At 67.3% G+C, this 21803-nt stretch carries 18 protein-coding genes; 10 read left to right on the top strand and 8 right to left on the bottom strand.

Translation table 11 applies throughout. The features are described 5' to 3' along the window. Positions 1 to 57 precede the first annotated feature (57 nt). Complete coding sequence (locus IFR14_RS08310) at positions 58 to 870, bottom strand: CPBP family intramembrane glutamic endopeptidase (protein WP_240043924.1); 813 nt, start codon at positions 868 to 870, stop codon at positions 58 to 60. 331 nt (positions 871 to 1201) lie between these two features. On the opposite strand from IFR14_RS08310, the gene IFR14_RS08315 reads away from it, so the two are divergent. From IFR14_RS08315 to IFR14_RS08330, 4 genes are all read left to right on the top strand, one after another. Next, positions 1202 to 2812 carry a peptide ABC transporter substrate-binding protein gene (locus IFR14_RS08315; protein WP_240043922.1) on the top strand — a complete coding sequence of 537 codons (1611 nt, stop codon included), beginning with the start codon at positions 1202 to 1204 and terminating at the stop codon, positions 2810 to 2812. 75 nt (positions 2813 to 2887) lie between these two features. Beyond that, positions 2888 to 3817 carry an ABC transporter permease gene (locus IFR14_RS08320; protein WP_064296418.1) on the top strand — a complete coding sequence of 310 codons (930 nt, stop codon included), beginning with the start codon at positions 2888 to 2890 and terminating at the stop codon, positions 3815 to 3817. Further along, entirely contained in the window at positions 3807 to 4775 is a 969-nt protein-coding gene (locus tag IFR14_RS08325; protein ID WP_064296417.1) for an ABC transporter permease, read from the top strand. Before IFR14_RS08320 ends, IFR14_RS08325 begins: the two co-directional genes overlap by 11 nt. An 11-nt stretch (positions 4776 to 4786) precedes the next feature. Further along, complete coding sequence (locus IFR14_RS08330; protein ID WP_079705528.1) at positions 4787 to 6511, top strand: dipeptide ABC transporter ATP-binding protein; 1725 nt, start codon at positions 4787 to 4789, stop codon at positions 6509 to 6511. An 82-nt stretch (positions 6512 to 6593) separates the two neighbouring features. Here the strand turns inward: IFR14_RS08330 and IFR14_RS08335 are convergent, their stop codons facing one another. From IFR14_RS08335 to IFR14_RS08350, 4 genes are read right to left on the bottom strand one after another with little or no spacing between them, the layout of a single operon-like run. Then, positions 6594 to 7211 (bottom strand): hypothetical protein, encoded by a 618-nt coding sequence (locus IFR14_RS08335; RefSeq protein WP_191940784.1) that lies wholly within the window; start codon positions 7209 to 7211, stop codon positions 6594 to 6596. 47 nt (positions 7212 to 7258) lie between these two features. Further along, entirely contained in the window at positions 7259 to 9364 is a 2106-nt protein-coding gene (locus IFR14_RS08340; RefSeq protein WP_191940785.1) for an ABC transporter ATP-binding protein, read from the bottom strand. Next, complete coding sequence (locus IFR14_RS08345) at positions 9357 to 10280, bottom strand: ABC transporter permease (RefSeq protein WP_191940786.1); 924 nt, start codon at positions 10278 to 10280, stop codon at positions 9357 to 9359. Before IFR14_RS08345 ends, IFR14_RS08340 begins: the two co-directional genes overlap by 8 nt. A gap of 4 nt (positions 10281 to 10284) precedes the next feature. After that, positions 10285 to 11268, bottom strand: a complete 984-nt coding sequence (locus IFR14_RS08350) for an ABC transporter permease (RefSeq protein ID WP_079705532.1) — start codon at positions 11266 to 11268, stop codon at positions 10285 to 10287. 296 nt (positions 11269 to 11564) lie between these two features. Here IFR14_RS08350 and IFR14_RS08355 point away from each other — a divergent pair, with 296 nt between their 5' ends. From IFR14_RS08355 to IFR14_RS08365, 3 genes are all read left to right on the top strand, one after another. Then, positions 11565 to 13289, top strand: a complete 1725-nt coding sequence (locus tag IFR14_RS08355; protein ID WP_191940787.1) for an ABC transporter family substrate-binding protein — start codon at positions 11565 to 11567, stop codon at positions 13287 to 13289. 161 nt (positions 13290 to 13450) lie between these two features. Further along, a complete protein-coding gene (gene typA, locus IFR14_RS08360) occupies positions 13451 to 15358 on the top strand; it encodes a translational GTPase TypA (protein WP_056007297.1) in 1908 nt (635 codons plus the stop codon). Positions 15359 to 15428: 70 nt separating this feature from the next. Continuing rightward, positions 15429 to 15860, top strand: a complete 432-nt coding sequence (locus IFR14_RS08365; RefSeq protein ID WP_124769011.1) for a hypothetical protein — start codon at positions 15429 to 15431, stop codon at positions 15858 to 15860. A 67-nt stretch (positions 15861 to 15927) separates the two neighbouring features. On the opposite strand, the gene efeB is transcribed toward IFR14_RS08365, so the two are convergent. From efeB to efeU, 3 genes are all read right to left on the bottom strand, one after another. Next, positions 15928 to 17325 carry an iron uptake transporter deferrochelatase/peroxidase subunit gene (gene efeB / locus IFR14_RS08370; protein ID WP_191940788.1) on the bottom strand — a complete coding sequence of 466 codons (1398 nt, stop codon included), beginning with the start codon at positions 17323 to 17325 and terminating at the stop codon, positions 15928 to 15930. A gap of 113 nt (positions 17326 to 17438) precedes the next feature. Next, positions 17439 to 18650 (bottom strand): iron uptake system protein EfeO, encoded by a 1212-nt coding sequence (gene efeO / locus IFR14_RS08375; RefSeq protein WP_191940789.1) that lies wholly within the window; start codon positions 18648 to 18650, stop codon positions 17439 to 17441. A gap of 54 nt (positions 18651 to 18704) precedes the next feature. Then, positions 18705 to 19553, bottom strand: coding sequence for an iron uptake transporter permease EfeU (gene efeU, locus IFR14_RS08380; protein ID WP_137241956.1), 849 nt, complete (start codon positions 19551 to 19553; stop codon positions 18705 to 18707). Positions 19554 to 19756: 203 nt separating this feature from the next. On the opposite strand from efeU, the gene IFR14_RS08385 reads away from it, so the two are divergent. Genes IFR14_RS08385 through dapC form a run of 3 tightly spaced genes read left to right on the top strand, consistent with a single transcriptional unit; the run spans position 19757 to position 21779 of the window. Then, on the top strand, positions 19757 to 20290 hold the full coding sequence (locus tag IFR14_RS08385; protein WP_137241955.1) for a hypothetical protein: 534 nt from the start codon (positions 19757 to 19759) through the stop codon (positions 20288 to 20290). A 39-nt stretch (positions 20291 to 20329) separates the two neighbouring features. After that, on the top strand, positions 20330 to 20653 hold the full coding sequence (fdxA, locus tag IFR14_RS08390) for a ferredoxin (RefSeq protein WP_079705538.1): 324 nt from the start codon (positions 20330 to 20332) through the stop codon (positions 20651 to 20653). A 4-nt stretch (positions 20654 to 20657) separates the two neighbouring features. Continuing rightward, positions 20658 to 21779, top strand: a complete 1122-nt coding sequence (gene dapC / locus IFR14_RS08395) for a succinyldiaminopimelate transaminase (protein WP_086473659.1) — start codon at positions 20658 to 20660, stop codon at positions 21777 to 21779. The last annotated feature ends 24 nt before the right edge of the window (positions 21780 to 21803 follow it).

Genomic DNA, 21803 nt, shown 5'->3' on the forward strand with positions numbered 1-21803 from the left:
CTCGCCCATTCGTGGGCGAGGGAGTACTCGTTCGCCCACTGATGGGCGAACCGGCCGTCAGGAGGACGGCGTCGCGGCGAAGATCTCCGGCCACCAGGCGACGGCGAGCGGGAAGCCCGCGAACGAGATGATGTCGATGACCGTGTGCGCGACGACGAGGGGCATCACCCGACCCCAGCGCTTGTAGCACCAACCGAACGCGATGCCCATGGCGACGTTGCCGAAGAACGGCCCGATGCCCTGGTACAGGTGGTAGCTCCCGCGGAGGACGGCGGTCGACAGGATGATCGTCCACCACCCCCACCCGATCTCGCGGAGCCTGGTGTACAGGTAGCCGATGATGATGACCTCCTCCTGGAGGCCGGCGCGGAGGGCGGAGAAGACGAGCATCGGGATCGTCCACCAGTACATGGTGTCGGGGAACGTCGAGACCGCGACCGTGACGCCGAGTGCGCGGCCCAACGCGTACACACCGATGCCTGGGACACCGATCGCGGCGACGAGCAGCAGACCGCGGCCGAGGTCGCGTCCGGGGGAGCGGAGGTCGAGTCCCATCCGCGCGAAGCCGCTGCGTCCGGGCTGCCAGAGCAGGTAGATGACGAGGGCGACCGGCGCGAGCTGGAAGAAGAGCCCGAGGAACTGGTAGCTGAAGTCGAGCCACTCCCGGGTGGCCTGCGTGGTGTTGATCGCCGCAGATTGATCGGAGAGCGGTGGCCCCGCCGTGAGCTTCGCGATGAGCGAGATGATCGAGTACACCGCCGACGCCCCGAGGCTCAGCGCGAGGACGATGCCGATCTCCCACCACCGACGGCTGTTTCCGGCGCCCTCGGGGAGGTACGGTCCCCGCTCGGTGGTGTTCTGCTCGCTCACCGGTCCATTCTGCTGTCTGGTGGCTCCGAGCGCACCGCATACCATCTGCACGTCCGCTCGGCGGATATCGGGAGATGAACGCCTTACGTATCCGGAACGAGGAAACGACCGCACGAGTTTTGCGATCATGATCGTTCTGTTGCGTCGTGGGCGGGATCCGTGCACGAAAAAGCATCCGTGAGCAACAATCCGGCGATTGGGTTACCGCTGTGTAACGTTTGGCGTCCCAGTTTGCTCGCCGTCCTGCTTCTGCTTATCGTCAGAGTATTCAAAGAGCGATCCAGCGCACACGATGCGCTGTTTTCGCTTGCCCTTTCCCCAAGGAGGAACTGTGAAGTTCAGTCGGTTCGGCTCTGCCGCCGCCATCATCGCAGCAGGGGCTCTCGTCCTCACCGGTTGTTCCGGTGGCGGTTCCAGCAGCGAGAGCACCAGCAGCGCATCATCCGTCATCACGACCAACGGCTCCGAGCCGGAGTCGGGCCTCATCCCCAGCGACACCAACGAGGTCGGTGGCGGAAAGATCATCGACGAGGTCTTCGCAGGCCTCCGCTACTACGCGGCCGACGGCAAGCCGGTCGATGACCTGGCCGAGTCGATCGACACCGATGACTCGACCACCTTCACGATCAAGATCAAGGCTGATCAGAAGTTCACCAACGGCGACCCCGTCACCGCTGACTCGTTCGTCATGGCATGGCAGGACGCCGTCGTCAACCTCCGCAAGAACGCCTCGTTCTTCGCTGACGTCGAGGGCTACAACGAGACCGGCCAGCCCCTGACGGGCCTGAGCGTCGTGGACGACACCACCTTCACGGTGAAGCTGTCCGCACCTGCATCGGACTTCCCGCTGCGTCTGGGCTACTCCGCCTTCTACCCGCTGCCCGCTGCAGCGTTCGACGCGGCCGGCAAGGTCACGGACGAGTTCGGACAGAACCCGATCGGCAACGGCCCGTACAAGGTCGACGGCGACAAGGCTTGGAAGCACAACGAGTCGATCAAGCTCGTCAAGAACGACGAGTACAAGGGTGGCCGCGAAGCCAAGAACGGTGGCCTGACCATCACGTTCTACAAGGACTTCGACAGCGCCTACGCCGACCTGCTGAGCGGCAACCTCGACGTCCTGGACCAGATCCCGGACTCCGCGCTCTCCACCTACCAGGACGACCTGGGCGACCGCGCGGTCAACCAGCCGGCCGCGGTGTTCCAGTCCTTCACGATCCCGGCTCGCCTCCCGCACTTCAGCGGTGAAGAGGGTCAGCTGCGTCGTCAGGCCATCTCGTACGCGATCAACCGTGAAGAGATCACCAAGGTCATCTTCAACGGGACCCGCACGCCGGCGACCGACTTCACCTCGCCGGTCATCGACGGCTACTCGAAGGACATCGAAGGTAACGACGTCCTCAAGTACAACGAGAAGAAGGCCAAGGAACTCTGGGCCGAGGCCGACGCCATCTCCCCGTGGGACGGCTCCTTCCAGATCGCGTACAACGCCGACGGGCCGCACCAGGCCTGGGTCGACGCAGTGACCAACGGCATCAAGAACGTCCTGGGCATCGAGTCCTCGGGCGTCCCGGTCGCCGTCTTCGGTGACTTCCGTGCCGGCATCACCAACCGCTCCATCGAGACGGCGTTCCGCTCCGGATGGCAGGCCGACTACCCGGGTCTGTACAACTTCCTCGCTCCGCTCTACGCGACCGGTGCTTCCTCGAACGACGGTGACTACTCGAGCCCCGAGTTCGACAAGCTCCTCTCCGAGGGTTCGTCCGAGACCGACCTGGACGCTGCGAACAAGAAGTTCCAGGACGCCCAGGCGGTCCTCTTCAAGGACCTGCCGGCCATCCCGCTGTGGTACCAGAACGTGAGCGGCGGCTTCGGCGAAGGCGTGCAGAACGTCGAGTTCGGTTGGAACTCGGTGCCGCTGTACTACGAGATCACCAAGTAGTCTTGTAGCGGCATAGCTGGGTGGGTCCGGTTCTTCCGGGCCCACCCAGCTTCACGAGTTCAGGAGTCCCACACCATGGGCGGTTACATTCTTCGTCGTGTCCTGCAGGCTATCCCCGTACTGCTCGGCACGACCTTCCTCATCTATTTCATGGTCTTCGCGTTGCCCGGTGATCCCGTGCTCGCATTGTTCGGCGACAAGACGCCGAGCGCCGCGCAGATCGCTCAACTCAACGCCGAGTACAACCTCGACAAGCCGTTCATCGTGCAGTACTTCCTGTACCTCGGCGGTATCTTCACCGGCGACCTCGGAACGTCCTTCTCCGGGCAGCCGGTCAGCGAGATCCTCGCGCAGGCCTTCCCGGTCACGCTGCGGCTCGCCGTCATCGCCGTCTTCTTCGAGATGGTCGCCGGCATCACGATCGGTCTCATCTCCGGCATCCGCAAGGGCGGCATCTTCGACGCCTCGTTCCTCGTGGTCAGCCTGATCCTCATCTCGCTCCCCGTCTTCGTCATCGCGTTCGTCGCGCAGTACGTGTTCGGGATCCAGCTCGGGTGGTTCAGACCGACGGTCGGCCCGGGCGCGCCGATACAAGACCTCTTACTTCCCGCACTGGTCCTCGCCACCATCAGCTTCGCGCAGATCGTCCGGCTGACGCGGTCCTCGGTCATCGAGACGCAGTCGCTCGACTTCGTCCGGACGGCGTACTCGAAGGGCCTCAGCCGTCGCCGGGTCATCCCCGTGCACATCCTTCGCAACTCGCTGATCCCGGTCGTTACCTACCTCGCGGTGGACTTCGGTGTGCTGATCGTCGGCGCCACGGTGACCGAGGGCATCTTCAACGTCCCGGGTGTCGGCCGCACGCTCTACCAGGCCATCCTCCGAGGAGAAGGCCCGACCGTGGTGTCCTTCGTGACGGTGATGGTGTTGTTCTACCTCATCATCAACCTCGTCATCGACCTCTTCTACGCCGTGCTCGACCCAAGGATCCGCTATGTCAAGTAATGATCAGGAGCCGACGATCAAGCGATCCCCGAATCACTTCGTCGCGCCGCTCGAAGAGACCCCGCTCGCGGTCATCGACGCCGTCAAGGTCGACGAGAAGGTCAGCAACCTGTGGACCGACGCGTGGGCGTTCATGCGTCGTCGTCCCATGTTCTGGATCTCGTCCGTCCTCATCCTGCTGGTCGTGGTCGTGGGCCTGTTCCCCTTCCTCTTCACGCAGACGCCCCCGAACAACCAGTGCTTCCTCGAGAACAGCAACGGCGGGCCTGAGGCCGGCCACATCCTCGGGTTCACGAAGCAGGGCTGCGACATCTTCGCGCGGGTCATCTACGGAACCTCCACGTCGCTGTCCGTCGGGCTCATCGTGACGTTGATCACCGCCACGCTCGGCATCGTGTTCGGCGCGTTCGCCGGCTTCTACGGCGGTTGGGTCGACTCGGTGCTGTCCCGCATCGGCGACATCTTCTTCTCCATCCCGTACATCCTCGCGGCCGTCGTCGTCATGTCGGTGCTCGCGAAGTACCGGAGCGTATGGACGATCTCCTTGGCGATCGGTCTGTTCGCCTGGCCATCCGTCGCCCGAGTGCTTCGAGCGGAGGTGCTCAGGGTCAAGAACGCGGACTACGTCCAAGCGTCCATCGCGCTGGGTGTCTCCCGCTTCAAGATCCTCCTGCGCCACGTGCTGCCGAACGCGATCCCTCCGGTGATCGTCGTCATCACGATCTCGCTGGCGTCCGCGATCGTCGCCGAGGCGACGCTGTCCTTCCTCGGTGTGGGGCTCGGGAGCGAGACCATGTCCTGGGGCAACGACATCAGCCAGGCGCAGCGTGACCTCCGCACGGCCCCGCAGGTGCTGATCTACCCGTCGATCGCGCTGTCGCTCACCGTGCTCAGCTTCATCATGATGGGCGAAGTCCTGCGAGACGCGCTCGACCCGAAGGCGAGGGCCCTGCGTTGAACGCGAGCCAGATGAACACCCAGCAGCCGCTGCTCGAGGTCAAGGACCTCGAGGTCACCTTCCGCACCCAGAGCGGAACGGTACAGGCCATCCGCAAGACCGGGTTCACCATGATGCCCGGTGAGACCGTCGCGATCGTCGGCGAGTCTGGATCCGGGAAGTCGACGACCGCGCACGCGATCATCAACCTCCTGCCCGGTACCGGCAAGATCAGCGGGGGCGAGATCCTCTTCGAGGGGCGCGACCTCTCGAAGCTGTCCCGCAACGAGATCGAGGACGTCCGCGGACGCCTGATCGGTTTCGTGCCGCAGGACCCGATGTCCAACCTGAACCCGGTGTGGAACATCGGCTTCCAGGTCGAGGAGGCCATCCGTGCCAACGGCATCGCCCACGGCAAGAAGGCCGTCCGTGCCAAGGCGATCGAGGTGCTCCAGCAGGCCGGGCTCTCCGATGCCGACCGCCGCCTGAAGCAGTTCCCGCACCAGTTCTCCGGCGGTATGCGTCAGCGCGTGCTCATCGGTATCGGTCTGTCGTCGAGCCCGAAGCTGCTCATCGCGGACGAGCCCACCTCGGCGCTCGACGTCACGGTGCAGCGGAAGATCCTCGACCACCTCGAGAGCCTGACCCGCGACAGCGGAACGGCGCTGCTCTTCATCACGCACGACCTCGGTCTCGCCGCCGAGCGGGCGGAGAAGCTCATCGTGATGTACAAGGGGCAGATCGTCGAGGCCGGTCCCTCGGTCGAGATCCTGCAGAACCCGGTGCACCCGTACACGAAGCGGCTCGTCGCAGCGGCACCGAGCCTGGCTTCGCGTCGCATCCAGTCGGCGACCGGATCGCTCGAGACTCTCGACCACGAGGCTCCTGCCGGTTCGGAGGGCATCGACCTCATCGTCGCCGCCGAGCACCGCGCTGCGGCGCAGGCCGCCCAGCCGGACGCGGAAGCCGCGATCGTGGTCAAGGACCTCGAGAAGGTCTACAACATCCGTGGGCAGAAGGCGGCTGAGCGGGAGCTCAAGGCCGTCGACGGCGTCTCGTTCGAAATCCCGAGGGGCACCACCATGGCGCTCGTCGGCGAGTCCGGATCCGGCAAGTCGACCGTGGCGAAGCTGCTCCTGCAGCTGGAGACGCCGACGTCCGGCCAGATCCGCATCGGTGGCAAGGCGATGGAGGGGCTCGATCGCAAGGGCCTCCTCGCGCTGCGCCGGAAGATGCAGCCGGTCTTCCAGGACCCCTACGGTTCCCTCGACCCGCTGCGGAACATCGGCAACACGATCGCTGAACCGCTCGTCACGCACAAGGTGGGCGACAAGGCCTCCCGCCGTGCCCGCGTGCTGGAGCTCCTCGACCAGGTCTCGCTGCCGCAGGCGGTCGCGACCCGGTACCCGAACGAGCTCTCCGGCGGACAGCGGCAGCGCATCGCGATCGCCCGCGCACTCGCGCTGAAGCCGGAGATCGTCGTCCTCGACGAGGCGGTGTCCGCGCTCGACGTCCTCGTCCAGGCGCAGATCCTGCAGTTGCTCGCCGACCTCCAGTCGGAGCTGCAGCTGACGTACCTCTTCATCACCCACGACCTCGCGGTCGTGCGCGTGATCGCCGACAACGTCGCGGTCATGCAGAAGGGGAAGATCGTGGAGGCGTCGACCACGGACGATGTGTTCGAGAACCCGAAGCAGCAGTACACGCGCGAACTCCTCGACGCCATCCCCGGCGCCGGGATCGAGCTCGCGCTGTAACCGGCGCACCACGCCGAAGGGCGGTGCCGCGGAGAGATCCGGGGCACCGCCCTTCGACGTTGCAGGAGGCGTCCGCCGGTCGCTAGCCGAGGAGCGCCGAGGCGACGCCCCAGAGGACGAGTGCGGCCGTGACGCCGAGGGCGACGACGTCCCAGCGCGAGGTGGCGAGGCGGTCGTCCTTCGGGTCGATCCGGCCCCAGCGTTCGTGCGCACGGTCGATGAGGTCGACGGCCGTCGGACCCTCGTTCCCGGCGCGACCGGGTCGGCGGACACCCGCCGCGCGGTCCTGGTGGTCGACCCCGCGTCGTCCGGCGCGTCCGCCGATCATCGACGGGCGGTCGAGACCGGCGCTCGGCGCGCCCCAGCTCGTGATCTTCCGACCGTCGCGGAGGAGCACCGTCAGCTGGTAGCGGCTCGTCGCCTCCTCCATGCGCGACCACGGGATGTCATGGAGACGCCCCACGTTCACGATGGTCAGCTGCGACGGCTCGATGACGATGCAGGGGCGGACGAGGACGAGGTAGACCAGCCACACGACGAGGAGCTCCCACGGGAGCGCCTGGACCGCGAAGCCCCAGGCCCCGCGGCCGACGGCGTCGATGATGAAGAAGACCATGAGGAGGGCGGTGACCCCGAGGATCCAGAAGCCGCTCGTGCTCCGCAGAGTGGTCCGATTGCCGGCGTTCGTCGCTTCGTTCACGTCCACCATCCTTCCAGGCCGCCGACCCGCGGGGCCGCACGGCTCGATCAGGCGGTGACGAGCCGGTCGCTCTCCGCATGGTGACACGCCACGAGCCGTCCGTCGACGGGGCGCTCTCGCGGATCGTCGCGTTCGCAGACCGCCTGCTTCTCCGCCGGCAGCAGCTGGAACAGCGGGCAGCGGCTCCGGAAACTGCAGCCGACCCGGTCGTCGCTGGGGGAGGGGAGGTCGCCGTTCAGCAGGATGCGCTGCCGGCTGCGTTCGATCTCGGGGTCCGGGACCGGCACCGCGGAGAGGAGCGCCTGCGTGTACGGGTGCTTCGGGTCGTCGAAGATCGTGGCACTGGGTCCGTACTCGACGATGCGCCCGAGGTACATGACCGCCACGTCGTCGGCGATGTGCCGGACGACGGCGAGGTCGTGGGCGACGAACAGGTACGAGAGTCCGAGCCGCTGCTTGAGGTCTTCGAGCAGGTTGATGACGCCGGCCTGGACGGAGACGTCGAGCGCGGAGACCGGCTCGTCGAGCACGAGGATCTTCGGTTCGACGACGAGCGCCCGGGCGATGCCGATGCGCTGTCGCTGGCCGCCCGAGAACTCGTGCGGGTACCGGCCGGCGAAGGACGGCTCCAAGCCGACGAGTTCGAGCATGGCACCGACGCGTGACCGGATCTCGGTGGGGGAGACCCCGTGGACGGTCAACGGTTCGCCGATGATGTCCTCGATCGTCATGCGTGGATCGAGCGAGGCCATCGGGTCCTGGAACACCACCTGGATGTCGCTGCGCAGCTTCCGGCGGTCGGGCTTCGACAGCGTCGCGGTGTCGACCCCGTTCACGTGGATGCTGCCGCCCTGCGTCCTGGCGAGTTCGAGGATCTCCATGATCGTCGTCGTCTTCCCGCAGCCGGACTCCCCGACGAGGCCGAGGGTGCGTCCGCGCTGCACACTGAACGAGACGCCGTCGACCGCGCGGACAGTGCCGATGTTGCGACGGAACACGACGCCCTTCGTGAGCGGGAAGGCGCGGGTCAGGTCGCGGACGTCGAGGACGGTCTCCTGGGCGACCTCGGCGACGAGCTCCTCCGGCACCTCGTCCGGCCGAGGGAAGATCTCCGGGCGGCGCAGCGATCCGTCGGCGATCTCGCCGGCGCGGATGCACGCCGCGGTGTGGTCGACCGAGGTCGTCGGGTCCTCGACGGGACCGTCGAGGACGGGGAGCAGCGCCGGTTCACCCTCGAGGCAAGCGGCCACGGCGATCGGGCAGCGCGGGGCGAAGGGGCAGCCGGTCGGCACGGTCGTCAACAGCGGTGGGCGTCCCTCGAGTGGGACGAGTCGTTCCTGCTGGTTCGCGGCCATGTTCGGCATGGATCGCAGCAGACCGATCGTGTACGGCATGAGGGGTTCGCGGAACAACGGGACGACGGGTGCCGTCTCGACGATCCGGCCCGCATACATCACGGCGACCCGGTCGGCGTTGCCGGCGACGACACCGAGGTCGTGCGTGATGAGCACCACGGCGGCGCCGGTGATGTCCTTCGCCTTCTGGAGCACCTCGAGGATCTGCGCCTGGATGGTGACGTCGAGCGCGGTGGTCGGCTCGTCGGCGATGATCAGCTGCGGGTCGTTCGCGATGGCGATCGCGATCATGGCCCGCTGACGCATGCCGCCGGAGAACTCGTGCGGGAACGACTTCGCACGCCGCTCCGCGTTCGGGATGCCGACGATCTTCAGCAGTTCGACGGCCCGGGTCTCGGCGGCGCGCTGCGAGAGCGCGGAGTCGTGGAGGCGGAGCCCCTCGGCGATCTGCTGACCGATCGTGTAGACGGGTGTGAGGGCCGAGAGCGGGTCCTGGAAGATCATGGCGATGTCGCGCCCGCGGATCTTCGACAGTTCCTTGTCGGACTGGCCGAGCAGCTCGACGCCGTCGTAGCGGATGCTGCCGCTCACCTGCGCGTTGGTCGGGAGCAGCCCCATGACGGCCATCGAGGAGACGCTCTTGCCGGAGCCCGACTCGCCGACGATGCCGAGGAACTCGCCTCGCCGCACCTCGTAGGAGACACCGCGGACGGCGTGCACGGGCGTGCCGGCGTTGGGGAAGGTGACGGTGAGGTCGTCGACCTTGAGGAGCGGCGCTGTCGCCTGGGGGTCAGTCACGGTTGGCTCCTGAGGTCGGGTCGATGGCGTCGCGGAGGGCGTCGCCGAGGAGGCTCGAGGCGAGCACGGTGATGACGAGGATCGCTGCCGGGAAGACGAACAGCCAGGGCCGCGTCACGGCCGCACTCGCACCGGCGGCGAGCAGGGTGCCGAGCGAGACGTCGGGTGCCTGGACGCCGAAGCCGAAGAAGCTCAGCGTCGTCTCCGACAGGATCGCCGCGCCGATGCCGAGCGTCGCGTCGATGATGAGGAGGCTCGCGACGTTCGGGATGATGTGCCGACGGATGATCGTGAACCCGGGGACGCCCATGAAGCGAGCGGCCTTGACGTACTCGCGTTCGCGGAGCGACATCGTCTGCCCGCGGATGACGCGGGCGAGCACCATCCAGCCGAACAGGACGAGGAAGACGACGAGGGCGAGCCAGGAGAGCGACTTGAACGCCGGGCTGAGGAGCACGAGGAGGAAGAAGCCGGGGATGACGAGGAGCAGGTCGATGAGCCAGACGATCGCCTTGTCCCAGACGCCGCCGACGTAACCGGCGATGGCCCCGACGAGTCCGGCGATGATCGCCGCCCCCGGGCCGACGATCAGGCCGATGACGATGGACTTCTGCAGACCGACGAGGGTCTGCGCGTACACGTCCTGGCCGATGTTGTTCGTGCCGAACCAGTGCGACAGCGAGGGCGGCTGGCTGAAGGCGAGGCCGTCCTGGTCGGTGAAGGACCAGGGGGAGAGCAGCGGGCCGATGAAGGCCCAGAGGATGATGAAGAGGAGCACGCCACCGCCGATGCGGGCGCGCTTCGTGGCGAGCACCTTCCGGAGGATCGTGCGTCCGCGGGACTGCGGCCGCTTGGGCGTATCCCGCATCGTCTCGGGTTCCCCGACGGTGAGGGTCGATGGGTCGGTCAGTGCCATGTCGTTACACCCGCACTCTCGGGTCGAGCGCCGCATAGATCACGTCGGAGAGGGTTCCGGCGATCAGGACGAGGATGGAGGTGAAGAGGATCGTTCCGGCGGCGGCGTTGATGTCCGAGTTCGAGACGCTCGTGAGGAGGTACTCGCCCATGCCGTGCCAGCTGAAGACGTTCTCCGTCACGCTCGCGCCGGTGAGGATGAGCCCGAACGAGTAGGCGAAGAACGTCGACATCGGGATGAGCGCAACGCGGACGCCGTGTCGGATGATCGCGGAGCCGCGGGTCCGGCCCTTCGAGCGGGCGGTCCGGATGTAGTCGGCGCTCATCACGTCGAGCATGGCGCTGCGCTGGTACCGCGAGTACGAGGCGACGGCGCCGACGGTGAGGGTGATGGTGGGCAACAGCAGATGCATCGCCCGGTCGCCGAACTGTGTCCAGAACCCGCCCTGTAAGCCGGCGGTGTACTCGCCGGTGAAGTTGATGACGTTCGTGCCGACCGCCTGGTTGAGCGACGTCGCGAGGATCATGAGCACGACGCCGATGACGAAGACGGGCATCGCGAGGATCGTGAACGAGGCGTAGGTGATGATCTGGTCGCTGGCCCGGTACTGGCGGACAGCGCCCCAGACGCCGAGGGCGACGCCGATGACCGCGCCCAGGATGGTGCCGATGACGAGGAGTCGGAGGCTCGTACCCGAACGCTCGAAGATGTCGGCCGTGACCTGGGTGCCGCGGGTGCTGACGCCGAGGGACCCGGTGGTCACGAGCTGGGTGACCCAGTCCCAGAGGCGTTCGAGCAGCGGCACCTTCGGGTTGACGCCCATCTTGTCGAGCGCCGCGTCGATCGAGGACTGCGGGATGGGCGGGTTCTTCCCGAGGAACCGGGCCGAGGGCTGAAGCGTCATGCTCACGAGCACGTAGCCCAGCATGGTGGCGATGGCGGAGAGGAACAGGTAGTTGACCAACCGCCGTGCAATGAACCCGATCATGTACCAGCCTTGCGAAGTCGTTGTGCGGGACCGCGTCGTCCCGTCAGCTGTGCTCCCCTCGTGGGGTGGAGACACTGTAACCCCGAACCATCGGGAATCAGAAAACGACGCGTGTACTCAGGAAACGAAACGTATGTTTCCGGCTCGTACCGTCGAGAAATCGAAACGGTAACAATTCGTGCCCACTTGTGGGGGATCCCCGGAGCGGGTGCAAGATGGTCCACATTGGCCTGCGCGCCTTCCGCTCCGCATCGGTGCGGCGTTGCGCAGTTACACGTCACGAAAGGTGGATCTCGATGAGTTCCAGAACACAGGGATCGAAGCGGCGCGGCGGGATGATCCTCGCCGGCGTCTCGATCGTCGCCCTCGCATTGACGGCTTGCACCGGAGGCGGTTCAGGCGGTGGCGGCTCGACGTCGAAGCCCGCCGAGCTGTCCGGCACCGGCTGGGAGCGCGCCGACGCCGACCAGATCGCCCAGGGCGGTTCGCTCAACCTCGCCGTCGACGCGATCCCCGCGAACTGGAACCTCTACAACCTCGACAGCGGCACCGTCGACGACCAGTTCCTCAGCAACCTGTACACGCCGTCGTTCATCAACATCAAGGAGGACGGCACCTGGGAGGCGAACCCCGACTTCGCGACCTCCGTCGAGCTGAAGACCGAGGACCCGCAGGTCGTCGAGATCAAGATCAACCCGGACGCTGTCTGGTCGGACGGCACCGCCATGAGCGTCGACGACTTCGCCGCCACCTGGAAGTCACTGAACGGCGTCGACCCCGCCTACGCGCCCACCGCCACCAACGTGTGGAAGGACATCGAGTCCGTCACCGCCGGCGACAGCCCGCAGGACGTCCTCATCACGTTCAAGAACAAGAACGCCGACTGGCCCTCCATTCTCGGCAACATCTGGCCGAAGTGGCTCGGCGCGACGCCGGAGTCCTTCAACACCCTCTGGGCGACCGGCCCCTACGCGGCTGACGGCACCACCTACGTCTCCGGCGGCCCGTACATCGTCAGCAAGATCGACCAGACCGGCGCGGTCGTGACCTTCGCGCCCAACCCGAAGTGGTGGGGCGACAAGCCGAAGCTCGACAACATCATCTTCAAGCAGGTGTCCCGCTCCGGTCTCGCGCAGGCGTTCTCCAACAGTGAGATCGACGTCTTCAGCATCGGCTCGAACGCCGACAACTACGAGACGGCCAAGAAGCGCAGCGACGCTGAGATCCAGCGTTCGCGCGGCACGACGTACAACCACATCACCCTGAACGGTACGTCCGAGGTCCTGAGCGACCCCGAGGTCCGGCAGGCGTTCGCCAAGTCGATCAACCGTCAGACCATCGCCGAGGCCCGCCTCGCCGCGATCGACGCACCGACCGACCTGCTGAACAACCTCATCTTCCTCCCGGGCCAGGACGGCTACGAGGACGACGCCTCCAAGGTGCTCGGCTACGACATCGACGCGGCCAAGAAGCAGCTCGAGGACGCCGGTTGGAAGGAAGGCAGCGACGGCATCCGCGAGAAGGACGGCAAGAAGCTGACCGTCCGCTACGTCATCGACTCCGACAACCCGGTCTCCGCCGAGACGTCGCAGCAGGTGCAGGCCATGGTGAAGGAGTCGGGCTTCGACCTCCAGATCGACACCGTCCCGTCCGACGACTTCTTCACGAAGTACGTCACCACCGAGACCCGCGACTTCGACGCCGTGAGCTTCGCGTGGCAGGGCACCGCCTTCCCGATCTCCAGCACCGAGTCGATCTTCTACCCGGCCGACTCCGGGCAGAACTTCCCCGGCGTCACCGACGACTCGCTCGGTGACCTCTGGGCGAGCGCCAACGCGGAGCTCGACCCCGACAAGCGCCTCGAGATCGCGAAGGAGATCGACAAGAAGATCGTCGCCCTCGCGACCACGCTCCCGCTGTTCCCGGTGCCGTACACCTACGGCGTCAAGACCGGCCTCGTGAACTACGGGCCGACCCAGTTCGAGACCATCGACTGGAAGAACGTGGGCTGGAAGAAGTAAGCGACACGACGGGTTCCTCCTGAACCCTGAGGACGACGGGCATCGGCGGGAAACCGCCGGTGCCCGTCGCCGTTCAGCCCCCGGCCAGGACTCCTGCGGTATGATGGTCCGTCGGCACCATCGTGCCCGAATCCCATCCACTTGAAGGAAGCCACCCTTTTATGGCGCTCGCCACTCGTTCCGATCTGCGCAATGTCGCGATCGTGGCCCACGTTGACCACGGCAAGACGACCCTCGTCGACGCCATGCTGCGACAGACCAACTCTTTCGCCGAACACGCCCACCTCGAAGAACGCGCCATGGACTCGAATGAGCTCGAGCGCGAAAAGGGCATCACCATCCTCGCCAAGAACACGGCGATCTCGTACAAGGGCGAACACGCCACCGACGGCCCGATCACGATCAACGTCATCGACACCCCGGGCCACGCCGACTTCGGTGGAGAGGTCGAGCGCGGCCTGTCCATGGTCGACGGCGTCGTCCTCCTCGTCGACGCGTCCGAGGGCCCCCTGCCGCAGACCCGGTTCGTGCTCCGCAAGGCGCTCGAGGCCAAGCTGCCGGTCATCCTCCTGGTCAACAAGACCGACCGCCCCGACGCGCGCATCGACGAGGTCGTCGTCGAGAGCCAGGACCTCCTCATCGGTCTCGCCAGCGACATGGTCGACGACGTCCCCGACCTCGACCTCGACGCCGTCCTCGACGTCCCGGTCGTCTACGCCTCCGGTAAGGCCGGCCGCGCGTCGTCCAACAAGCCCGCCAACGGCGAACTGCCCGACAGCGAAGACCTCGAGCCGCTGTTCGCAGCCATCCTCGAGCACATCCCGGCTCCGCAGTACGACGACGAGCACCCGCTGCAGGCGCACGTCACGAACCTCGACGCCTCGCCGTTCCTCGGTCGCCTCGCACTCTTGCGCATCTTCAACGGCACGTTGAAGAAGGGCCAGACGGTCGCCTGGGTCCGCCACGACGGCGATGTCCACAACGTCCGCGTCACCGAGCTCATGATCACGAAGGCCCTCGACCGCTACCCGGCCGAGAGCGCCGGCCCCGGCGACATCGTCGCCGTCGCCGGTTTCGCCGACATCATGATCGGCGACACCTTGGCCGACCCCGAGGACGTCCGCGCGCTGCCGGCCATCACGGTCGACGACCCGGCCATCTCGATGACCATCGGCACCAACACCTCGCCGCTCATGGGCAAGGTCAAGGGACACAAGCTCACCGCACGCATGGTCAAGGACCGCCTCGACCGCGAGCTCATCGGTAACGTCTCGCTCAAGGTCCTCGACATCGGTCGACCCGACGCGTGGGAGGTCCAGGGCCGTGGAGAGCTCGCGCTCGCCATCCTCGTCGAGCAGATGCGTCGCGAAGGCTACGAGCTCACCGTCGGCAAGCCGCAGGTGGTCACGAAGCGTATCGACGGCAAGGTCCACGAGCCGTACGAGCACCTCACCATCGACGCTCCCGAGGAGCACCTCGGCGCGATCACGCAGCTCCTCGCCGCTCGCAAGGGCCGCATGGAGAACATGGCGAACCACGGCACCGGCTGGGTCCGCATGGAGTTCATCGTCCCGTCGCGCGGTCTCATCGGCTTCCGGTCCGAGTTCCTCACCGCCACGCGCGGTACGGGTATCGCCAACGCGTTGGCACACGGATACGGCGAGTGGGCCGGCGCGATCACGACGCGCAACAACGGCTCGATCGTCGCCGACCGTTCCGGTGTGGTCACGCCGTTCGCGATCATCGCGCTGCAGGAGCGCATGTCGTTCTTCGTGCAGCCGACCGAAGAGGTCTACGAGGGCATGGTCATCGGCGAGAACTCGCGCAACGACGACATGGACGTCAACATCACCAAGGAGAAGAAGCTGACCAACATGCGTCAGTCTTCGGCCGACAACTTCGAGTCGATGACGCCCCCGCGCGTCCTCACGCTCGAGGAGAGCCTCGAGTTCGCCCGCGAGGACGAGTGCGTCGAGGTCACGCCCGAGCACGTGCGCATCCGCAAGGTCGAGCTCGACGCTCAGGCCCGCCAGCGCAGCTACTCGCGTCTCAAGAAGCAGTCCGAGTAGGCAGCAGCCGCTCCAACCCGATGCCCGGTCCTCTCAGGAAGACCGGGCATCCGGTCGTTAAGCTGATCGCATGCGCCGACCCGCCTCCCTCGCCCTGCTGGCCGCCCTCGTCCTCGCTCCGACGCTCGCCGGGTGCAGCGTCATCGAGTCCACCGTCAAGGACTCCGTCGAGCAGGGCATCCGCGACGCCACCGGTGGCGACTTCGACGTGAACCTCGACGAGGGGCTGCCGGACGGATACCCCGTCGACGCCGTCCCAGTGGTCGACGGCACGGTCAACGGCGGACGTGGCACGGTCGACGGCAAGGACACCTTCGTCGTCACGGTGCAGGCGACCGACGCCGCCACCGCAGCCAAGGACGCGCTCGTCGCGGCGGGCTTCACGATCGACGGGGAGATCGCGAACGGCGACGGTTCGATCGTGACGCTGTCGACGACGGCCTACGACGTGAAGCTCGTCGCCTCGGCGGACAGCATCCTCTACACGGTGACGGTCAAGTAGCACTTCGACAGGCTCAGTGACCGGTCAGGGAGGGCTCAGTGACCGGGGGTCAGCGACCGGACGTGTCCTACGCGAAGAGCGTCTCGCCGACCCAGCCGTCCTTGCTCGCGCCCGGGGGCACCGCGAAGATCGCCGACCCGACGTGCTTGATGTACTCGTTGAGCGCATCGGTGGCCAGCGCGCGCTGCACGTCGATGAACTGCTTCGGCGATCGCTGGTACGACATGAAGAACAACCCGGCGTTCAACCGCCCGAGGTCGTCATTGCCGTCGACGAAGTTGTATCCGCGTCGCAGGAGCTTCGTGCCTTTGAGCTGGGTCGGGTGCGCGAGACGCACGTGTGAGTGCTTGTCGATGAGCGGCTGATCCGTCGCGCCGACGGCGTCGAAGTCGGGTTCCGTGAACTCCTTGCCGCCCGACAGCGGTGCGCCCTCACCTTTGCTCCGACCGATGACGCGCTCCTGCTCCTGGAGCTGCGCGCGGTCCCAGGTCTCGATGATCATCCGGATCTTGCGGACCACGAGGTAGGAACCACCGCTCAGCCAAGCGGCGCTGTCCCCGTCCTGGACCCACACCTGCTCCTCGACCGTCTTCGTCTCCTCGGACTTGACGTTCGCGGTGCCGTCTTTGAAGCCGAACAGGTTGCGCGGCGTGACCTGACTGGTGGAGGTCGACGAGGTGCGACCGAAGCCGAGCTGCGACCAGCGGATGGAGGCACGTCCGAACGCGATGCGGCTCAGGTTGCGGATCGCGTGCACGGCGACCTGCGGGTCGTCGGCGCACGCCTGGATGCAGAGGTCGCCGCCGGTGAGGCCCGCCTGGAGGTTGTCGCCCGTGAAGCGGGGGAGCTTCTCCAACTCGGCCGGGCGCCGGTCGGCGATGCCGAACCGATCCGTTCCGTCCTCGGCGGTGAAGAGCGTGGGTCCGAACCCGAAGGTGATCGTGAGCCCGCTGGCGGGCAGTCCGAGCGCCTCGCCGGTGTCGACCGGGGGAGCGAGCGGCGAGCCGTCCACGGCACCGCCGTCGGCGACCTCCTGGCCCTGCGTCATGCGTGCCGCGGCGACACTCCAGTCCTGGAGCAGCTCGATGAGTTCATCCCGGGTGGTCCCCGCCGACACGTCGTACGCGGCGAAGTGCAGGCGGTCCTGCGCCGGCGTCGTGATCCCGCTCTGGTGGGCCCCGCTGAACGGGTAGACCGTCGTGACGCCCGTGGCACTCGCCGAGGCGCTCACGGCGGCGGTGATGGCCGCGGTCGCCCCGGCTCCTGCCGCCAACCCCGCGGCGCCTGCTCCGGCGAGGCCGAACAGCGCCCGGCGCGACAGCCCGCGCCGCGGGGCGTCGTTCGGTGGTGCGGACGCGGCGCCGGGTTCAGGCGCGGTGGGCGTCGATCCTGCCTCGGGTGCAGGCGTGGTGGGCGTGGACCCCGCCTCGGGTGCAGGCGTGGTGGGGGGAGTGTGCTCGGTCATCGGACCTCATGCTATTCAGGGATGGCTGGAAGGCCGCAGGGCCGGAACCCCCAGAATGCTCTGAGCGGTTCCGGCCCGGCGCGCCGCGGAGGCGGCGGTGGATCCGTTCGGTGCTACTCGGCGACGCCGAGCACCGTGTGGGTGAGCTGCGACAGCGGCTCGGAGAGGGCGTTCACCTGGTCGGAGAGCTCCTTGCGCTGCTCCTCGGTGACGGTGTCGTAGCTCACGAAGCCGCTGTCGAGGCTGCCGTACTTCGCGAGCAGGTCCTGCAGCGCGGTGAACTCGGTCTCGATCTGGCCGACGAGCTTCGTGCCGGCGTCACCCTTGCTCGCGGCGATGTCCTTGACGTTGCCGAACGCGACCTCGGCTCCCTGCACGTTGGCCGCGAAGTCGTAGAGGTCGGTGTGGGACCACCAGTCCTCCTCACCGGAGATCTTGCCGACGGCGACCTCGTCGAGGAGACCGATGGCACCGTTCGAGATGTCGCCGAGGCTCACGGTGAAGTCCTTCTCGGAGACGAGGTCGAACAGCTGCTGCACGTCGTCGACGAGACCGGTGGCGAACTGCTGACGCTGTTCCGGCGTCGACGGCGTCCAGTCCGTCAGCGCGCTCGTGCCGTCCGAGTTCAGTGCGTCGGCTGCCGGCGGCCAGAGGTCCTTCTCGATCCGGTGGAAGCCGGTCCAGTCGAGTCCTTCAGCCACGGCGTCGACCTCGCGGTAGTCGATCTTCGGGTCGAGGTCGCCGAATGCCTCGGCCGTCGGCTCGATGCGTTCGTACGAGACGCGCGTCGTCGCGAACAGCTGACGGGCCGTCTCGTCGTCGCCGGCGGCGTACGCATCGGTGAAGGCCTTCACCTGCGGCACGAGTTCGGCCACCTGCGATTTGATGTAGGCGACGTAGTTCGTCACGGCCTGGTCGGTGAGCGCCTGCTCGTCCTTCGAGACGGTCGCGTTCTCACCGGTGACGGTGAACTCGGCGAGGCCGACGGGTGCGCCGACGAGCTGGAACTTGCAGGCCGTGTAGTACGTGCCGGGGTTCAGCTGTGCGACGTAGGACACCGTCTGGCCCGGCGTCACGTTCTCCTTCTCGCCCACGATGCGCAGCTTGTCCGAGGCGAGGATCTCGAACTCGTTGACGTCGGTGCCGTTGTTGGTGATCGAGAAGGTCACGGCACCGGCCGTCGCCTTCGCGACGGACACCGAGCACGAGTCGTCGGTGATGGCGACGGTGAGTGCGTCGCTTCCCGTCTTGTTCGGGACGCATCCCGTGAGGGCGAGGGCGAGGACGCCCGCGCCGGCGAGGCCGGCGATGATGCGGTGCTGCATGGAGACTCCTGTCGGAAGGTGCTGGTGCTTGGTTCGTGGTGGGTCGGGGACCGGTCAGACGTTCGTCGTGACCGGTTTCGTGACGGAGGTCGGGCGCCGACGGCCGAGACCCGAGACCCTGATGAAGCAGACGAGCGTGACGACGAGGTACAGCAGCCACGCTCCGAACTGCGCCCAGGTCGGGGCAGGGGTGAAGTTGAAGAGTCCGCCGAGGACGGTGCCGTACCAGCTCGTCGGAGGGATGATCGCGCTCAGGTTGAATGCGGCCTGGCCCCAGCCGGGGATGACGCCCGCCTCCTGGAGGTCGCCGACGCCGTAGGCGAGGACGCCGGCGGCCACGACGACGAGGAAGAGCCCCGTCCACGTGAAGAAGGTGCCGAGGTTGATCCGGACGAATCCGCGGTAGATGAGATACGCGATGACGACGGAGGTGAGGATACCGAGGAGCGCGCCGATCGAGCCGACGACGGCGTTCTCGCCGGAGTTGACGCTCGCCCAGATGAAGAGGGCGGTCTCGATGCCCTCGCGGCCGACGCTGATGAAACCGAGGACGACGATGCCGATCGCCGATCCGGCGACGGCGGCGTCGAGTCGTGACTCGAGGTCGTGCTTGAGCTCTCGGGCGTTGCGCCCCATCCAGAAGATCATCCAGGTGACGAGCCCGACGGCCAGGATGGAGAGTCCGCCGCCGAGGATCTCCTGCGCCTGGAAGCTCAGCCCGTACGGTCCCCAGGTGAGGATGGCACCGACGCCGAGCGAGACGACGATCGCGACGGCGACGCCGAGCCACAACCTGGGGAGGACGTCCCGGCGGCCGAGCTTGTTCAGGTAGGCGACGAGGATGCCGACGATGAGGCCGGCTTCGAGGCCTTCGCGGAGGCCGATGAGGTAGTTCGCGAGCACGTGACCGGACTTTCGGGCGTCGAGCAGGCGGTCGCCCGGGGGAGGCCGTCGTCTGCGGGGTGGGGATGCATCCGAGGGCGCGCCGGGCGGGGACCGTGGTCCGGGCGGGGCGCTGCGACTTCGGAACGCGGTTGGGTAAGGCTAACCTTATCCGACGTCGACCATAGCGCCTGATGCTGAGGCTGTCCAGATACAATCGGCGGATGACCGATCCGGCCCCCGACCCCAGCCTCCCAGACGGCCGCACGGTCGGCGACGACCGCTGGTTCCCGCCGACACCGCCGCAGCAGGACGCGCCGCACGAGCAGTCCACGGCATCGCGGGTGATCGGGATCGTCCTCGCGTTCCTCGTCGGCCTGGCGTACGGCGCCATCGGCACGGTCGCGCACGCCTGGGCGCCCTCCGTCCTCGGTGTCGCCCTCCCGGTCGGACTGGTGCTCGGGATCCTCGGCGTGGCCATGCTCCTGGTCGGACTCCGGATCGTCCTGGGGGACCGGCTCGCAGCGTCGGCAGCGGCGCTCGGGGTCATCCTCATGATCGGGATCCTGCTGCTCGAGAGCACCGGTGGCTCCGTCCTCATCCCGCAGAGCGTCTCGGGCCTCGTGTGGACCATCGCCCCCGGTCTCATCGCCGTCCTCGTCGTGGCGTGGCCGAAGCTCCCGGAGCGCGCCCGCAAGCGCGACGACCGTCCCGCGGGACCGGCGCCCGAACCGCTCCCCGTCTCGCCGCAGGCGTAGACTGGACAACTCAGTGCTCGTGAAGGGAGCCACCCGCCCGTGACCTACGTGATCGCCCTGCCGTGCGTCGATGTGAAGGACCGCGCCTGCATCGACGAATGCCCCGTCGACTGCATCTACGAGGGTGAACGGTCGCTCTACATCCACCCCGACGAATGCGTCGACTGCGGTGCGTGCGAGCCGGTCTGCCCGGTGGAGGCCATCTACTACGAGGACGACCTTCCCGAGGAGTGGGCTGACTACTACAAGGCCAACGTTGAGTTCTTCGACGAGATCGGTTCCCCGGGCGGGGCCGCGAAGGTCGGCGTGATCCCCTCGGACCACCCGCTCATCGCCGCGCTGCCGCCACAAGCCCACGAGTAGTCGCGTGGCACTGCAGCCGCTGCCCGACTACCCCTGGGACCTCATGGTCCCGTATGCGGAGCAGGCCCGTCGCCACCCCGACGGCATCGTCGACCTCTCGATCGGTTCGCCGGTCGATCCGACTCCCGGCCTCATCCGGGATGCGCTCCGGGCGGCCACGGACGCACACGCGTACCCGACCACGGTGGGCACGCCCGAACTCCGGCAGGCGATCGTCGACTGGTTCGCGCGCCGTCGTGGTGTGGAGGGGCTCACCCTCGACGCCGTCCTCCCGACGATCGGCTCGAAGGAACTCGTCGCGCTGCTCGCCTTCCTCCTCGGCCTGGGTGCCGGCGACACCGTGGTCCACCCGGTGGCCGCCTACCCGACCTACGCGGTCGGCGCGGCGATCGCCGGAGCCGAGGCGTTCGCCTCCGACGATCCGTCCGAATGGCCGGAGAACACCCGGCTGGTCTGGCTGAATTCCCCCGGCAACCCCGACGGCCGTGTCCTATCGGTCGACGAGCTGCGTGCGGCCCGAGCCAGAGCCCGCGAACTCGGCGCCGTCCTCGTGGGCGACGAATGCTACGCGGAACTCGGCTGGGAGGGGGAGTGGTCCGACACGCCGACCCCGTCCGTGCTCGATCCACGCGTGACCGACGGCGACACCGAGGGTGTCCTCGCGATCTACTCCCTGAGCAAGCAGTCCAACCTCGCCGGCTACCGTGCCGCGTTCCTCGCGGGCGACGAGCGCCTCGTGCGTCGGCTGGTCACCGTCCGGAAGCACGCGGGTCTTATGCTGCCGGCCCCGTTGCAGGCCGCCATGGTCGCGGCGCTCGGCGACGACGCCCACGTGGCGGAGCAGAAGGCCCGGTACCGCGCCCGCCGGGAGGTGCTGCTCCCGGCAGTCCGCGAGGCCGGGTTCCGGGTCGACCGCAGCGAGGCGGGACTGTACCTGTGGATCACCGAAGGCCAGGACGCCTGGGTCAGTATCGACCGCCTGGCGTCGATCGGTGTCCTGGCGGGTCCAGGGGTGTTCTACGGCGAGGCCGGACCGCAACACGTGCGGCTCTCCCTGACCGCCACCGACGAGCGCATCGCGGCCGCCGCGGCCAGACTTCGGGGACTCCGCCCGATTTCGGGGTGAACTCCAAGGAAGTCGCTGGATCAC

The sequence above is a fragment of the Plantibacter sp. CFBP 8775 genome, from assembly GCF_014839505.1.
GTDB classification, from domain to species: domain Bacteria; phylum Actinomycetota; class Actinomycetes; order Actinomycetales; family Microbacteriaceae; genus Plantibacter; species Plantibacter auratus.

Excerpts from the sequence above, each read along its gene's own strand:
- efeB (WP_191940788.1), bottom strand. The coding sequence starts at position 17,325 with ATGACCGAGCACACTCCCCCCACCACGCCTGCACCCGAGGCGGGGTCC.
- IFR14_RS08355 (WP_191940787.1), top strand. The coding sequence starts at position 11,565 with ATGAGTTCCAGAACACAGGGATCGAAGCGGCGCGGCGGGATGATCCTC.
- efeO (WP_191940789.1), bottom strand. The coding sequence starts at position 18,650 with ATGCAGCACCGCATCATCGCCGGCCTCGCCGGCGCGGGCGTCCTCGCC.
- IFR14_RS08345 (WP_191940786.1), bottom strand. The coding sequence starts at position 10,280 with ATGGCACTGACCGACCCATCGACCCTCACCGTCGGGGAACCCGAGACG.
- IFR14_RS08385 (WP_137241955.1), top strand. The coding sequence starts at position 19,757 with ATGACCGATCCGGCCCCCGACCCCAGCCTCCCAGACGGCCGCACGGTC.
- IFR14_RS08350 (WP_079705532.1), bottom strand. The coding sequence starts at position 11,268 with ATGATCGGGTTCATTGCACGGCGGTTGGTCAACTACCTGTTCCTCTCC.
- typA (WP_056007297.1), top strand. The coding sequence starts at position 13,451 with ATGGCGCTCGCCACTCGTTCCGATCTGCGCAATGTCGCGATCGTGGCC.
- IFR14_RS08365 (WP_124769011.1), top strand. The coding sequence starts at position 15,429 with ATGCGCCGACCCGCCTCCCTCGCCCTGCTGGCCGCCCTCGTCCTCGCT.
- IFR14_RS08330 (WP_079705528.1), top strand. The coding sequence starts at position 4,787 with ATGAACACCCAGCAGCCGCTGCTCGAGGTCAAGGACCTCGAGGTCACC.
- IFR14_RS08325 (WP_064296417.1), top strand. The coding sequence starts at position 3,807 with ATGTCAAGTAATGATCAGGAGCCGACGATCAAGCGATCCCCGAATCAC.
- IFR14_RS08320 (WP_064296418.1), top strand. The coding sequence starts at position 2,888 with ATGGGCGGTTACATTCTTCGTCGTGTCCTGCAGGCTATCCCCGTACTG.